The 15,007-nt window shown below is 72.9% G+C and carries 10 protein-coding genes; 6 read left to right on the forward strand and 4 right to left on the reverse strand.

Annotated features, from left to right (window positions below):
- Positions 1–56 precede the first annotated feature (56 nt).
- The 6 genes from OOK31_RS23995 to OOK31_RS24020 all read left to right on the forward strand — a co-directional run bounded on the left by OOK31_RS23995 (position 57) and on the right by OOK31_RS24020 (position 6,327).
- Positions 57–851, forward strand: a complete 795-nt coding sequence (locus OOK31_RS23995; protein WP_267089360.1) for a tyrosine-protein phosphatase — start codon at positions 57–59, stop codon at positions 849–851.
- Between the two features lie 88 nt (positions 852–939).
- Complete coding sequence (locus tag OOK31_RS24000; protein WP_267089361.1) at positions 940–2,862, forward strand: hypothetical protein; 1,923 nt, start codon at positions 940–942, stop codon at positions 2,860–2,862.
- A 108-nt stretch (positions 2,863–2,970) separates the two neighbouring features.
- Complete coding sequence (locus tag OOK31_RS24005) at positions 2,971–3,867, forward strand: metal-dependent hydrolase (protein WP_267089362.1); 897 nt, start codon at positions 2,971–2,973, stop codon at positions 3,865–3,867.
- On the forward strand, positions 3,864–4,910 hold the full coding sequence (locus OOK31_RS24010) for a PDR/VanB family oxidoreductase (protein ID WP_267089363.1): 1,047 nt from the start codon (positions 3,864–3,866) through the stop codon (positions 4,908–4,910). Before OOK31_RS24005 ends, OOK31_RS24010 begins: the two co-directional genes overlap by 4 nt.
- Positions 4,911–4,981: 71 nt before the next feature.
- Positions 4,982–5,689 (forward strand): TetR/AcrR family transcriptional regulator, encoded by a 708-nt coding sequence (locus OOK31_RS24015; RefSeq protein WP_267089364.1) that lies wholly within the window; start codon positions 4,982–4,984, stop codon positions 5,687–5,689.
- Between the two features lie 113 nt (positions 5,690–5,802).
- Complete coding sequence (locus OOK31_RS24020; RefSeq protein ID WP_267089365.1) at positions 5,803–6,327, forward strand: GNAT family N-acetyltransferase; 525 nt, start codon at positions 5,803–5,805, stop codon at positions 6,325–6,327.
- Between the two features lie 53 nt (positions 6,328–6,380).
- Here OOK31_RS24020 and pulA read toward each other — a convergent pair whose 3' ends face one another.
- From pulA to OOK31_RS24040, 4 genes are all read right to left on the reverse strand, one after another.
- Positions 6,381–11,720 (reverse strand): pullulanase-type alpha-1,6-glucosidase, encoded by a 5,340-nt coding sequence (gene pulA / locus OOK31_RS24025; RefSeq protein WP_267089366.1) that lies wholly within the window; start codon positions 11,718–11,720, stop codon positions 6,381–6,383.
- A gap of 89 nt (positions 11,721–11,809) precedes the next feature.
- The gene (locus tag OOK31_RS24030) at positions 11,810–13,507 is read right to left on the reverse strand and encodes a carbohydrate-binding module family 20 domain-containing protein (protein ID WP_267089367.1); all 1,698 of its coding nucleotides are present in this window, start codon (positions 13,505–13,507) and stop codon (positions 11,810–11,812) included.
- A gap of 685 nt (positions 13,508–14,192) precedes the next feature.
- Positions 14,193–14,771 (reverse strand): class IV adenylate cyclase, encoded by a 579-nt coding sequence (cyaB, locus tag OOK31_RS24035; protein ID WP_267089368.1) that lies wholly within the window; start codon positions 14,769–14,771, stop codon positions 14,193–14,195.
- Positions 14,772–14,785: 14 nt separating this feature from the next.
- On the reverse strand, positions 14,786–14,968 hold the full coding sequence (locus OOK31_RS24040) for a hypothetical protein (RefSeq protein ID WP_267089369.1): 183 nt from the start codon (positions 14,966–14,968) through the stop codon (positions 14,786–14,788).
- Between the last annotated feature and the right edge of the window lie 39 nt (positions 14,969–15,007).

A 15,007-nucleotide genomic window follows, 5' to 3' on the forward strand; every position in this document is an offset into this window, starting at 1 on the left:
CTCAAGACCCGACTGCCGTGACTGACACGAGTCAGCCGAACGCTGGAGCCGCCACCATGACCGCCAAGCCCTCCACCACCGTCGCCAACCTCCGCGACCTCGGTGGCACCCCGCTCGCCGGCGGCCGCAGCGTCCGCCCCGGCCTCGTGCTGCGCTCGGGCGGCCTCGACCGCCTCGACCCCGCCACCGACCCGGTGGTGGCCGGGCTGGGCCTGCGCACCGTCATCGACCTGCGCAGCGACGCCGAGCGGGCCGACCACCCGGACCGGGTGCCGGACGGGGCCCGGCTGCTGGTGCACGACGTGCTCGCCGACAAGATGAGCGAGTCCAGGATGCCCGCCGCCGCGCAGCTCAAGGACCTGCTGGCCGACCCGGTCGTGGCCGAGGAGCACCTCGGCGGCGGCAAGGCGCAGGCCCTGTTCGGCTCCGTCTACCGCTCCTTCGTCAGCACCGCCTCGGCGCAGGCGGCGTACCGCACGCTGCTGACCGAGGCCGCCGACGCGGACGCGGGCCCGCTGCTCTTCCACTGCACGGCCGGCAAGGACCGTACGGGCTGGGGCGCGACGGTGATCCTGGCGCTGCTCGGGGCCGACGAGGACACCCTGATGGCCGAGTACCTGTCGGTGAACCCGGCGGTCAAGCAGGCCTTCGCCCCGCTGATCGAGGGGTTCACCGCGGCCGGCGGGGACCCGGACATCGCGCTCGCGCTGATCGGGGTCTTCCCCGCCTACCTGGAGGCGGGGCTGGACGAGGTCCGGATCCGCTACGGCTCGATGGAGAAGTACGTGCGCGAGGGTCTGGGCGTCTCCGACGAGACGGTCGAGGCCCTGCGCGCCAGGCTGATCGTCTGACCGGACGGCACCCCCGCGCGGTGTGAATCGGCCGAACGTGTGCGCTGGGGGCGGGTGACCATCCGACGATTCGCTCGTTCTGCTGAACGTGACTGCGCCGGACACCGCCACCCGCCCCCTGCCTCCCGACGTCGAGCAGGCCGAGGCCGCCATCGTCGAGCACTACCCGCGGCTGGTGCGGCTCGCCTACCTGGTGCTGCCGCCCGCCCTCGGCCGCAACCGGCGGGTGCTCACCGCCCATTCGCTGGCCCAGCGGGCCCTGCCGCGCGGGCGGCGGGGCGCCGACCCCGAGGCCGTGCGGGGCGGGGTCCCGGCGCAGCGCGGCGGGGTGGACGGCCCCGAGTCCGGGTACGCGTACGTCCGGCTGCGGGTGCTGCGCGCCGCCCTGGAGGCGGGGATCCCGCTGACCTTCAAGGCGCTCCCGCTGCGCGGGCAGCTGCCCGCGGTGCTCCCCCAGGTGTGGGGGCTGCGGCTGTTCCCGCGTTCGGGCGGGGCCGAGGAGCTGGCCCTGGACCAGTGGCTGGCGACCCTGAACGGGCCCGGCCGCGCGGCCTGCGTGCTGCGGGCGCTGGAGGGGCTGGCCGAGCCGGACGTGCTGCGGGTGCTGACCCAGGCCGGGGTGGCGGATCCGGCGGCGGCGGTCGCGGAGTCCGGGGACCCGGCGCACGACGCCCTCTTCGCCTCTCCCGAGTTCGACCCGTGCGTGCTCCAGGCCCGGCCCACCGACCTGCTGCGCCGGCGTCGGCTGGCGCGGGGCGGGCTGGCGGCGGCCGCCGCCCTCGCGGTGTGCGGGGCGCTGCTGGCGCTGCCCGGCGGCGGCTGGGGCTCGGACGGGCCCGCCGCTCCGCTGTACGCGCGCAACGCGGCGGCGGAGCAGGCCCTGGATCCGGGGCAGCTGGTGCGGGTCGCGCCCACGGTGTGGCGTACGTCCTCCCGTACGGACTACTCCGCCTGGCCCGCGCGCGGGGACCGCGCCGAGGACACGGAGCTGCTGCGCCGGGCGCTGGCCAGCTGGGCGCGGCCGGGGAAGGCGGTGGTGGTCTCGGCGACTCCGGGTACCCCGTCCGGGCCGCCGATGGGTCCGCCGCAGCTGCTGTTCGCGGGGACGGTCGACCAGGCCGTGGTGGTGCTGCTGCACGACGGGCTGCGGGTGGTGCGGTACGCGGAGCCGCGTTCGGGGACGGCGGGCGCCGCCCTGGACTTCGCGCGGACCGACGGGGCTTCGGCGGAGACCGCGACGGGGCTGGTGCTCAGCCGGGTCGACGGCAACGTCCGCTATCTGACGGCCCCCTGGGTCACCGGGGCCGCCCTGCGTGACCTGCTCAAGCCCGCCGAGGCGCCGACCGCGCTGAAGCTCACCCCGGACGGGGTCACCCCGCCGGTGGTGGGTCCGGCCCCGGGCGGGACCTGCGGCAGCTGGAACGCGCTGGCGCTGACGGGGGAAGGTACGACCCGGCTGGTGACCGACCTGGGCGAGCTGACGCCGGCCCGGCTGACCTCGGGGGCTCCGGGCGCGGCGCGGGACGTGTCGGAGGCGGCGGAGCTGGGCGAGTGGTCGAGGATCGCTTGTCTGCTGCCCTCGGTCCGCTCGCACGGGGTGCGTTCGGTCAACGCGTGGACGTACGCGAAGCAGCCGCTGCCGGAGGGCGACGGGACGGCGACCTGGCTGTGCACGCGGGCGGAGACCTGGCAGGGCACGGCGGACCGGGTGCAGGCGCAGTTCCTGGCCCCGGGGGCGCCGCTGGCGGCCCAGGCGGCGAAGGCGGAGGGCTCGGCGGCCTGCGGTCCGCGGGAGCCGCGGGTGCTGGCCGGGGTGCTGTGGAAGTCGCGGGCGGGGCAGTGGTACGTGCTGGCGGCGGGCAGCGCGCAGTTCGCCTCGCTGTCGGTGTCGGGCGGCGGGGTGAGCGGGGCCGCGAACGGGAATCGACTGGCCCTCAAGGCCCCTGAGGGAGCGCAGGTCGATCTTTCGGGCAAGCTGACGGACGGTACGAAGGCCGGGGTGCTGCGCTAGGTCGTCCGGGCGGCAACAGCCGTCGTGTGCGCGCGGATCCGGGCCGGGTGGTGATTTCGGCGTTGCAGAGGGGTTCTCCTCTCCCGTACCCATCAGTACATTGACGCCATGTCTAATACGCCGCTCGTGCCCGCCCCCGTGGCGTCGGAACACATAGACCTCCAGGCGCGCAACGTGTCCTTCTCGTGGGAGGACACCCCGCTGCACTGGCTGCCCGGCGACCCCTTCGCCGGGCACACCATCAACGTGCTGCACCTGCTGCTGCCCGCCGGTGAGCGCTGGTTCGTCCACGTCTACAAGCAGGTGCTCCCGTACATCACGGACGAGCGGCTGCGGGCGGACGTCATCGGGTTCATCGGGCAGGAGGCCATGCACGCCGCCGCGCACGACGACGTGCTCCCCCACCTGAGGCGCCTGGGCCTGGACCCGACCCCCTACACCGCGCAGGTGGACTGGCTCTTCGAGAAGCTGCTCGGCGACCGCACCCTGCCCCCGGGCCGGGCCCGCAAGTGGTGGCTGATGGAGCGGGTCGCGATGATCGCGGCGATCGAGCACTACACGGCGTTCCTGGGCGACTGGATCCTCAACGCGGAGGAACTCGACCGCCGGGGCGCCGACCCGATGATGCTGGACCTGCTGCGCTGGCACGGCGCGGAGGAGGTGGAGCACCGCTCGGTGGCCTTCGACCTCTTCATGCACGTGGACGGAAGCTACCGCCGCCGCGCCAGGACCTGGGCCACCGGTTTCGCCGCCCTGGCCTTCCTGTGGCAGCGCGGCGCCCGCTTCTTCATGGACAACGACCCCCACCTGCCGGCCGCGAAGGCCTCCCTCGGGCAGTTCTTCCGGTCGGGCCAGCAGGGCGTCCTGCCCTCGACGGGGGCGATGCTGAAGTCCATCCCCACCTACCTCTCGCGCACCTACCACCCCTCGCAGGAGGGCTCCACCGCCCAGGCCGAGGCCTACCTCGCCGCCTCCCCCGGCGCCAACGGCGGGGTGCGGCCGTGAGGCGCGGGGTCCTGGCCGTCACGGCGGTGGCGGGGGCCGCCGCCCTGACCCGGCGCGCGCTGCGCCGCCGCATCGGCCGCTCCCCGCTGTGGCCGCTGCCCGCCCTGGACACCCCGGTGTCGGGCCACTCGCCGCGCCGGCGGCTGCGCGCCCTGATCGTCTCCCGTACGGAGCCGGCCGAGGGCGTGCTGCGGCTGGTGCTGGAGTCGGACGAGCTGCCCGCGTGGGCCCCGGGGGCGCACGTGGACGTGACGCTGCCCTCCGGGCTGGTCCGGCAGTACTCGCTGTGCGGGGACCCGGCCGAGGCGGGCCGCTGGACGATCGCGGTCCGGCTCGTCGAGGACGGCCGCGGCGGCTCCCGGGAGGCGCACGAGCTGCTGGTGGAGGGGGCCGAGCTGGAACTGCGGCCGCCGCGCAACCGGTTCGAGCTGGCGCCCGCGTCCTCGTACGTCTTCGTCGCGGGCGGCATCGGGATCACCCCGGTCCTGCCGATGCTCCGCGCGGCGACGGCGGCGGGCGCCGACTGGACCCTGCTGTACGGGGGCCGCTCGCGCGCCTCGATGCCCTTCCTGCCCGAACTCGCCGCCTACGGGGACCGGGTGACCGTCTGCCCCGAGGACGAGACGGGGCGGCCCGACCTGACGGTGCTCGCCGGGATCCGGCCGGGCACCCTGGTCTACGCCTGCGGCCCCGAACCCCTGATGCGGGCGGTCACGGAGGCCGCCCCGGACCCTTCGGCGGTCCGCCTGGAGCGCTTCGCCCCGGCGGCGGCCGCCCCGGCGCGGCCCTTCACGGTCGAATTGCGCCGCTCCGGCCGCACGGTGGAGGTCGCGGCGGACGAGTCCACCCTGACGGCGGTGCGCCGGGAGCTGCCGGACACCCCGTACTCCTGCGAGCAGGGCTTCTGCGGGACCTGCCAACACCGGGTCCTGGCGGGCGAGGTGGAGCACCGCGACGAACTCCTCACGGACGGGGAGCGTGCGGACTCGATGCTGCTGTGCGTCTCGCGCGCCGCGTCGGACCGTCTCGCGCTCGACCTGTAGGACGCCCGACCTGGAGAAACGGGGCCCCGGGGCCTTCCGTCGCGCACGGGGCGGCGAAGTAGGGTGTCGGCATGACAACCGGGGTGCGACGCAGGATGGGTGTCGAGGAGCGGCGGCAACAGCTGATCGGGGTCGCCCTGGAGCTGTTCAGCCACCGGTCGCCCGACGACGTGTCGATCGACGAGATCGCCTCGGCGGCCGGGATATCGCGGCCGCTCGTCTACCACTACTTCCCGGGCAAGCTCAGCCTGTACGAGGCCGCGCTGCGGCGGGCCGCCGACGAGCTGGCGCAGCGGTTCGTCGAGCCGCACGAGGGTCCGCTCGGGGCGCGGCTGCTGCGGGTGATGGGGCGGTACTTCGCCTTCGTCGACGAGCACGGGCCGGGTTTCTCGGCGCTGATGCGGGGCGGTCCGGCGGCGGGCAGCAGCCGGACCAACGCGATGATCGACGAGGTGCGGCAGGCGGCGTACGAGCAGATCCTCGCGCACATCGGCGTGCAGGACCCGCCGGCCCGGCTGGAGCTGGTGGTGCGGTCCTGGGTGTCGCTGGCCGAGTCCACGGCGCTGCTCTGGCTGGACGGGCGGCGGATCCCGCGGGCCGAGCTGGAGTTGCAGCTGGTGCACGACTTCGCGGCGCTGGCGGCGGTGAGCGCGGCGTACGACGCGGAGATGGCGGGCATCCTCGTCCGCATCCTGGCGGACGAACCGTCCGACGGGCCCTTCGGTGAACTGGTCGGCCGGCTGGCCGCGCTGGTGCCCGCTCCGCGCGCAGCCGGCTGAGGGACGGGCCGCGGCGGTCAGCGGACCGCAGAGAGCGGACCGGAGAGAGCGGACCGGAGAGAGCGGACCGGAGAGAGCGGACCGGAGAGAAACGCGCTGGTGATAATACGTGCGTGATCATTGACGACGGGATGTTGTTCCGGCCGGCCGCGGAGAAGGACGCCGGCACGCTGGTGAAGCTGTACGACCAGGCTGCCCGGTGGATGCGCGAGCAGGGCATCGAGCAGTGGCAGCCGGGCGACAAGGACGCCGCGCACTTCCGCGACCGGATGCGCGACGGCGAGGTGTGGCTCGCCGAGGACGCCGACGGCCGGATCGTCGGCGGGTACGAACTGTGGTGGTCCGACGAGGAGGCCTGGGGCGTCCAGCCCCCCGTCGCGGGCTACGTGCACCGGCTGATGGTGGAGCGCGAAGCCGCTCCGGCCGGGGCGGGCCTGCGCATGCTGGAGCACGCCGAGCGGCGGATCGCCCGTACCGGGCGGGACCGGGCGCGCCTGGACTGCGTGTCGACGAACCCGCGGCTGCTCGTGTACTACCAGGACGCCGGGTACCGGGTGGTCGGGGAGTTGCCGAACAAGGAGGGCAAGGACGGCAGGGTCTACGGGGTGATCCTGCTGGAGCGGCGCCTCGCCGTCTGACGTGAGGAGGGGGTGCCGGCCCGTGGCCGGCACCCCCTCGTCGTACCGGCCGGTCAGGACCGTTTGAAGACCGCCACGGTGCGGGCGGGGACGGTGAACTCGCCCGTTGCCGCGTCGTAGGCGGAGCGGCGGACCGTGGCGTCGGAGCCCGCGGCCTGGACCGGGTGCAGGGCGTAGCCGGTGCCCGCGAGGGCGGGGACGCGCTGCACCTGGGTGTCGGGGCCGGCGTTGAAGACGACGACGAGGCCGCCGAGGGCCATGGTGATCACGCCCGGGGTCTCCTCGCGGCCGGACAGCGGGAAGCTCAGCTGCGCCTGGACGGCCTCGGCGGTGGTGAGGGCGAAGGCGGGTTCGGTCGTACGGATCCTCAGCAGGTCCCGGTAGGCGGCGGAGGCGGCGGTGATCTCGGCGCAGCCGGGGGCGGGCCCGGTCAGCAGGGGTTTCGCGTAGGGCCACTTGGGGCGGTTGTCGGCGGCGGGGGGCAGGCCCCGGCCGAAGCCGTTGCCGTCCCGGCAGTCCCAGTGGACGGCGTTGAACCAGTCGCCGCTGTCGAAGGAGTTGCGGTCCAGGGACTTCGAGCGGAGCAGGTCGGTGCCCGCCTGGGAGAGGGCCGGGCCCTGGGAGAGGGCGGCCGTGGCCATCGCCAGGACCTGGGCGCGGGCCTGGTCGGCGGGGGCGGTGCCCTGCGGGAGTTTGTAGGTGAGGGCGTCGGCGAGGGTTTCGTTGTCGTGGGCGTCGACGTAGGCGAGGGCGTCGCCGGGGGCGGCGGCGTAGCCGGCCGGGGCACCGTTGTAGTCGGTGCCGGCGCCGGTGGTGCGGCGGCCGGCGCTGTCCGTGTACGTGTACGGGGCGAGGTTGCCGGTGAGCCCGACCTTGATCAGGTCCTGGGCGTGCAGGAGGCGGGTGCGCTGCTCGTCGGGGGTGCCGTTGGCCGGGGAGCCGTTGGGGGCGGTGAACAGGCCGGTGGCGAAGCCCTGGACGCGCGGGTCCTCGTCGAAGGGGCCGCCGCCGCGTACGGCGTCGCGGGCGCGGTCGGAGAAGGTGGCGATGCCGGTGCCGGCCATGTTCTTCTGGGTGGCCTGGACGAAGCGGGCGTCGTCGGCGACCTCGCCGAAGTTCCAGCCCTCCCCGTAGAGGACGATCTTCTTGCCGTCGACCCCGTCCTTGGCGGGGGTGAGCTCGTCGAGGGCCTTGCGGACGGCGAGGATGTTGGCCTTGGGGTGGTGGCCCATCAGGTCGAAGCGGAAGCCGTCGACCTTGTACTCCTTGGCCCAGGTGACGATCGAGTCCACGACGAGGCGGCCCATCATGGCGTTCTCGGGTGCGGTGTTGGCGCAGCAGGTGGAGGTGGCGACGCTGCCGTCGGCGAGGAGCCGCTGGTAGTAGCCGGGGACGACGCGGTCCAGGACGGACTTGTCGGACTGGCCGGCGGCGACGGTGTGGTTGTAGACCACGTCCATCACGGTGCGCAGGCCCGCCCCGTTGAGGGACTGGACCATCCTGCGGAACTCGGTGGTGCGGGCGGTGCCGTTCGGGTCGCTCGCGTAGGAGCCTTCGGGGACGGTGTAGTGCAGGGGGTCGTAGCCCCAGTTGTAGGCGTCCTTCGCCGCGGCGGCGGCCACACAGGCCTGCTGCTCCTCGGAGTCGGGGGCGTAGACCTTGAGGTCGCAGGCGGGTTCGGTGCGGTCGGCGGGCTTCTCGGGGACGGTGCCGATGTCGAAGGCCGGGAGCAGGTGGACGTAGGAGGTGCCGGCGGCGGCGAGTTCGCGCAGGTGGCGCATGCCGTTCGAGGCGGTGTCGGTGAAGGCCAGGTACTGGCCGGGGTGGGTGCTGGTGCGGTCCGCGACGGAGAAGTCGCGGATGTGGAGTTCCTGGATCTGCGCCGAGGTGAAGGGGACGGGCGCGGGCTTGCGCAGGTCGCGCCAGCCGGGCGGGGCGAGCTTCGGGTCGGCGAGGTCGACGGCGAGGCTGTGGGTGGAGTCGGTGGTGAGGGCGGTGGAGTAGGGGTCGGTGACGAGGTTGCGGACGATCTGGCGGGTGCTCGGGGCCCAGACCGTCACGGCGTAGCGGTAGGGCTTGCCGGTCCAGGAGCGTTCGCCGCGCACGGACCAGACGCCGGTGGTGTCGTCGCGGCGCATGGTGTGGGTGCGGCCGTCGAGTTCGAGGGAGACCTGCTGGGCGGTGGGGGCCCATACGGAGAGGGTGGGGCGGCCGTCGTGGAAGACGGGGCCGAGGGGGGTGTTCGTCGCGTACAGGTCGTCGAGGACCCCGGCGAGCTGCACGCCGGTCGCGGCGAGGACGGCTCCGGTGGCGGCGCGGGCGCTCGCGACGAGCTGGCCGCGCAGGGCCTCGCGGACCCGGCCCCGGTCGCGGGGGTCGACGGTGAAGGCGGTGTACGCCGCCAGGTGCGGGAACTTCTGCTTCTGGGCGGCGGTGAGCTCGGAGCGGTTCAGCCGCAGCCAGGCGGCGCCGCCCTCGTGGAGGATGCCGTTCTGGGCGGTGATGCGGCCTTCGCGGGAGGCGAGGAGCTGGACGGACGCGGCGGCCGCGGGGGCGTTCCAGGCGAGGGTGTCGCGGTCGATCCAGACGGCCTGGGCCTTGGTGAGGTCGAGGGCGGCGGCGGATCCGGCGGGCTGCGGGAGGAGGTAACGCTCCTTGCCGCCGAGCATCCACACCTCGTGGCCGGTGGCCTTGAGGTCCAGGGACTGGTCGGTGGGGAGGTCCTTCTCGTCGCCCTTGTGGAGGATGTAGCTCAGGCTGGTCGCGCCGGCGGCGAGGGGGACCTCGTAGACGGCTCCGTAGGCGTCGGTGCGTACGGGCAGCAGCGGCTTCGACCAGTCGGTGGGGTTCGCGGCGCCGGCCCAGACGTGCAGGCCCCAGCCGTCGTAGGCGCCGTCGGGGCGCTGGTAGTGCAGGACGGCCTTGGACTGGTCCTGCGGCGGGTAGGCGGGGCGGTCGGTGCGGGCGGGTTCCTTGCCCTGCTCCAGCCAGATCTCGCCGGTCTTCGTCACGTCGAGGGTGCGGTCGGCGGCGACGTCCTTGTTGCCGTCCTTGTCGATGACGAGGTAGCCGACGGAGGAGGCGCCGGGCTTGAGGCGGACGTAGGCGAAGGCCCCGTAGGCGTCCCGGCCGGTGAAGCCGTGGCCCTCGGGCCAGGGAGTGGCCTCACCCTCGGCGAGGTCGCCCCAGGCGTAGAGGCGCCAGTTCGTGTAGTCGCCGTCGGGGCGGTTGTAGTGGACGACGGCGTAGTCGCGCTGGGTGGCGGTCGGGGTCTCCTTCGGCGGGGCCTGGCCCGCGGTGGAGGCGGCGAGGGCGCTCGCGGTGCGTCCGGCGGAGTCGACGGCGACGGCCTTGTAGCGCAGGGGGGTGCCGGCGGGGGCCGTGACGTGCTGGGTGACCTTGTACGGGGCGTGGTCGGCGCTGCCGAGCACCTGCCAGGGGGCGTTGCCGGCTTGGGCGGCGAAGACGACCCGGTTCAGGCCGCCGCCTGCGACCTCGGCGGACAGCTCGACGGTGCCGGTGGCGCCGGGGGCCGGGGCCTTGAGGGTGAGGGTGGGGGCGGTGGCGGGCTTGGCGAGGGGGGTTTCGGCGCGCAGGACGACGGAGCCGAGCGCGGGGACGGTCACGGTCAGCTTCCCGGCGGCGGAGGCGCGGACCTGCGTGGCCGGGCCGCCGTAGAGGGTGCGGTAGGCGGCGCCGGCGGGGGCGTCGATCTGGACGGCCTTGGCCTCGGTGGCGTTGTTGGCGGCGACGAGGTACTCGGTGCGGGTCTTGGGGTCGGTGCGGGCGAAGGCGTACACGGGGCCGTCGGCGAGGCGCTCGCTCTGGACGCCGTCGCGCAGGGCCGGGTGTTCGCGGGTCAGCTTGGAGAGAGCACTGATCTGCTTGTAGAGCGGGTGTCCCGGATCGTAGGCGTCGCTCGCGTGGGTGCGCGCGGTGCCCAGCTGGTCGTCGTCGAGGTAGTCGGTGACGCGGGAGGCGAACAGCGGCTGGCGGGCGTCCTTGTCCCCGCCGGCGCCGGTGAAGCCCTGCTCGTCGCCGGAGTAGATCACCGGGTTGCCGCGGGAGAGGAACAGCAGCTCGTTCGCGAGCCGGTAGCGGTCGAGCAGCTCCTGCTCCCCCGCCTGCGGGTGGTCCTGCTTGAGGAAGGTCCCGAAGCGGCCCATGTCGTGGTTGCCGAGGAAGGTGACCTGCTCGTAGGCGTTGGCCTTGTCGGTGGTGTACCGGTGGTCCTCGGCCAGTACGGAGCCCAGCCGGCCGGCCTGCGCGCCCTGGGAGGCGTAGGCGCGGACGGCGTCCTGGAGCGGGAAGTCGAGGGTGGCGTCGAGGCGGCCGCGGGTCACGTACGGGGAGGTGACGGCGGTGTCGGCGGAGTAGACCTCGCCGAACATGAAGAAGTTCTTCCGGCCGCGCTGGGCCGCGTACTTGTCGAGGGCGGTGGCCCACTGGGTCCAGAAGGGGGTGTCGACGTGCTTGACGGTGTCGATCCGGAAGCCGTCGATGTCGAAGTCCTTGACCCACTTCTCGTAGATCTTCTCCATCCCGCTGACGACCTCGGGGCGCTCGGTCCACAGGTCGTCGAGGCCGGAGAAGTCGCCCTGCTCGGAGGACTCACCGGCGAAGGTGGAGTCGCCGCGGTTGTGGTACATCGTCGGGTCGTTGAGCCAGGCGGGAACCTTGAGGTTCTTCTTCGCCTCGGGCACGAACGGGGTCCGCGGGAAGGCGGCGGGCCCGGTCTTCGGGAACTTCCCGCCGGCTCCCACGGCCGCGTCGTCGAAGGGCACGCCGTCCGTGGCCAGATAGGGGAAGGCCCCCTTGGACAGGTAGTCGTGCGAGCCCTCCCGGTAGTCCACGACATCGGCGGTGTGGTTGGTGATGACGTCGAAGAAGACCTTCATCCCCTTCCCGTGCGCCTTGTCGATCAGCCGCTCGAGGTCGGCATTGGTCCCGAAGTGCGGGTCGACCTGGGTGAAGTCGGTGATCCAGTAGCCGTGGTAGCCGGCCGACGCGTCCTTGCCCGTCCCCTGCACCGGCTGGTTCTTGAAGATCGGCGCCATCCAGATGGCGGTGGTGCCCAGGCCCTTGATGTAGTCGAGCCGGTCGGTCAGCCCCTTGAGGTCGCCGCCCTGGTAGAACCCCTTGTCCGTCGGGTCCAGCCCGGTCTCCAGCCGGCTGCCGGTCAGCCCGCCCCGGTCGTTGCGCGGGTCGCCGTTCGCGAAGCGGTCCGGGAGGACGAAGTAGAACTGCTCGCGGGTCAGGTCGTGCCGGGAGGGCTCGGCCGCCAGCTTCGCGTCGGACGGCGGGCCCGGGGCGGTGCCGGCGGCGGCCGGGAGGGCGGGCAGGAGCGTCACGGCCAGGGCGGCGGCGAGCACTCCTGCGGCTGGGCGTATCACGGCGGATCTCCTTGGTCACGGGGTGAGGGCCGCCCGGCGGTGGCGGGGTCGTGACGTGCCGGGCGGCCCTGGTCTGTGGTGGCTGCGGCTCAGCCGCGCCAGGTGTCGTTCAGCACGGCCTTGCCGCTCGCCGGGACGGTGGCGGTGCGGTTGGCCCCGCTCTCCCAGGTGACGTTCCCGGCGGAGTCCTTGCGGAGGTACTTGTAGGCGAACGCGGTTCCGGCGGGGAGGGTGACCTCGCGCTTCCAGACGGGGTAGGCGGCCGGGTCGAGCTTCAGGGCGCTCCCGGTGTTCCAGGAGCCCAGCTCGGGGAGGTCACCGGTGACGTAGATGTCCTGGCCGGTCACGGTGGTGGCGTTGACGGCGAAGGAGGCCCCGGCGACGGCCGGCGCTCCCGTGCAGGTACGGGCCCCGGTGTGCAGGGCGAGCGCGGTCCCGGCGGCGACGGTGGCGGTGAACTGCCCGGACCCGTTGACGGTGACGGCGCGGCCGCTCTGGACGTCGCAGTAGTCCCCTGCGGCCAGCGAGGTCTGGAAGGTCCGCGTCAGCCCAGCACCTTCATGGTTGATCACCACATAGGCCTTGGACCCCCGCCCGAAGGCGATCTGGTCACCGCCGTTGTCCCACCAGCCGGTGACGCCCTGCCCGCGCGCCTCGTTCCGGAAGCCCACCATGGAGGAGATCTCCCGCCAGGCGTGCTGGCACTTCCACCCGTCGGCGTAACAGGCGTTCACCGCACCCCCGTTGGGCGGGCCGGCGTCCCGGTCGGTCCACTCGTACCCGGAGTGCACGTCGGGCGACCCGTAGGGCCAGGCCAGCATGAACACGCTGGCGAGGGTGTAGGCGGAGCCGTCCTTGTAGTTCAGCGTGTCACCGCCGCGCTCGGTGTCGTGGTTGTCGACGAACACCCCGGCCTGCGAGCCGGGCATGTACCCCCACGCCTCGCCGAAGTTCTTCAGATAGGCGAGGTTCTCGCCCTGGAACACCCTCTTCAGGTCCCGCGCGTACCGGAACTCCTGGACGTCACCGCTCCCCAGGTACTCACTGGGCGAGACGGCCTCCCCGGCCCCGAATATCGCCTCCTGCTTCCAGTAGGCCCCCGGATTCGTCAGCCGGGACTTGATGTTGGCGAGGTCGGCGGCGGGCATGTGCTTGGCGGCGTCGATCCGGAACCCGTCCACGCCCAGCGACAGCAGGTCGTTCAGATACCCGGCGATCCGGCCCCGCACGTACTCCTCGCCGGTGTCCAGGTCCGCGAGCTGCACGAGCTCGCAGTTCTGGACGTTGGCCTTGTCCTGGTAGTTCGAGATCGTCGCCCGGCAGTCGTCCATGTCGGACCCGGAGTAGACGCCCGGATACCCGTACTTCGTGTACGAAGACCCCCCGGTCCCGACGCCGTCACCGGCGGCCATGTGATTGATGACGGAGTCGGCGACCACCTTCACGCCGGCGGCATGACAGGTGTCGACCATGGCCTTGAAGGCCGCCCGGTCCCCCAGCCGCCCGGCGATCTTGTAACTGACGGGCTGATAGGACGTCCACCACTGGGCCCCCTGGATGTGCTCCTGGGGCGGCGAGACCTGCACGTACCCGTACCCGGCGGGCCCGAGCTGCCCGGTACAGGCGGCGGCCACTGCATCGAACTTCCACTCGAACATCACGGCGGTGACGTCCTTCACCCCGGGCGGCACGGCCACGGCCTGCGGCGCGGCCTGCACACCGAGCGCGGCAACGGCGGCCACGGCAGCGGCGAGCGCGGATCTGCGGGTCCTACGGACGGGGGGCATGCGGTACCTCCTGGCGGGAGAGGTGGGGATTGCCGCTGACCGTAGGGCGCCGCCATGGAGTGTTGCAAGAGCTTGCGCAAGAGATTGCAGAATTGTTTCCGACACGGCCGCCGCCTCACGGGGTCTGGCCACACGCCTCACGGGGACGTTGAGCGGTGTCGGGGGGGGGGTGGCGGGGTGCCGCCTGGGCGGTCTCAGGGAGGGGTTGGGGCTTTCCCGTCAGCCTCATCGTCCTTCCGGGGCGGGCCGGCCTGTCAAGGGCGCTCCTTCGTCGCGTCGCTTCGCGATGGCCTTCGGCCACCCTTGACAGACCGTCCCGCCCCGGAAAAACGAAGACTGCCGGGAAACCCCCAAAAGAACGGGACGGGGGGAAGGACAGAGGGGCGGGTCTCTCAGCGATGCGGCGGGCCGCCTCCGGCCGCCATCCACCCATCCGGGCAGCTCAGAGTCCCTTTCCGGGCCAGGGCGCGGCCCTACCTGCACGAAATGACGACGAGGGGGCCGCCAGCCCCCTCCAGGCGCATCAGATCGCTACGCGCTCCTCATATCTCGGCGTCTGCGACCCGCCTTGGGGAGGCGCCTCCTGTCCGGGCGGACGATGGCTTGTCCGGCGGGAGTTGTGGTGTGCCTGAGTGTCTCGTAGGCGTCGGCCGCACGAAAACGGTCCCCGAGCAGTCTTGATGCGTTAGGTCGCGCTCGCGATGTCAGGGGCCCTGCGGCGGGCCTTCACAGCGTCGGTGTACTGCTCACGCGTCAGGTCCCCCGCATCGATGCCGAGCTCGACAAGAACCTCCCGGACATCATCAAGGGCCTCGGTGACGTCCTTCTCCTCGACCAGCGTCTCCAGCTCCAGGAACGTCCCGTCCACCTCGGGGACACGGACCAACGTGGCGAGCATCTGCCGGCCTCGCGCCTCGAAGGCGTAGTTCCTGCACCGCTTCTCGAACGCGACAGCCTGTACGTACCCCAGCCCACGGAGCAAGGCATGGACAGCTTGGGCATCCTCTACGCGGGTTTCGTGCTCCGGCTTCGACCCGGACTCCTCGTCCACCCGGGCGCCCTTGTAGGTGAGGACCGTGCGCGTCTCGTCCGCCCCGTGCACGGTCCTGACCCGAAGCTCCTCGTCCTGAGCCTCCAACGCCCCGTCCGGCGTGTCGTAGTAGGTGTCCTGGTACACCTCGGCCCGGCCCACGGCCCGCTCGTCCAGCCGTCGCAGCGTCTCTTGCGGCGCGTGCACCCGCGCCTTCAGCTCCGCTTCGATCATCCGCCCGTCCCCTCTCAAACCGTACGTTCGGCGCCATTGGCCACAGCCTCGAACATGCGCCGAAACCCCCTGAACAGCGGGCCGTGCGGCGTCTCCATCACCTTGTAGGTGGCAGATTCGTGCCCTTCCCACCCCGAGTCGAACGCCCCGACGAACAGGGTGGAGTCAGCCCGGATCAGCCGCCACGTCGGCAGCATGCCGTACCTGTACACCTCGATGTCACAGATCCCGGCAAG

The sequence above is a fragment of the Streptomyces sp. NBC_00249 genome (assembly GCF_026342355.1).
Classification (GTDB): domain Bacteria; phylum Actinomycetota; class Actinomycetes; order Streptomycetales; family Streptomycetaceae; genus Streptomyces.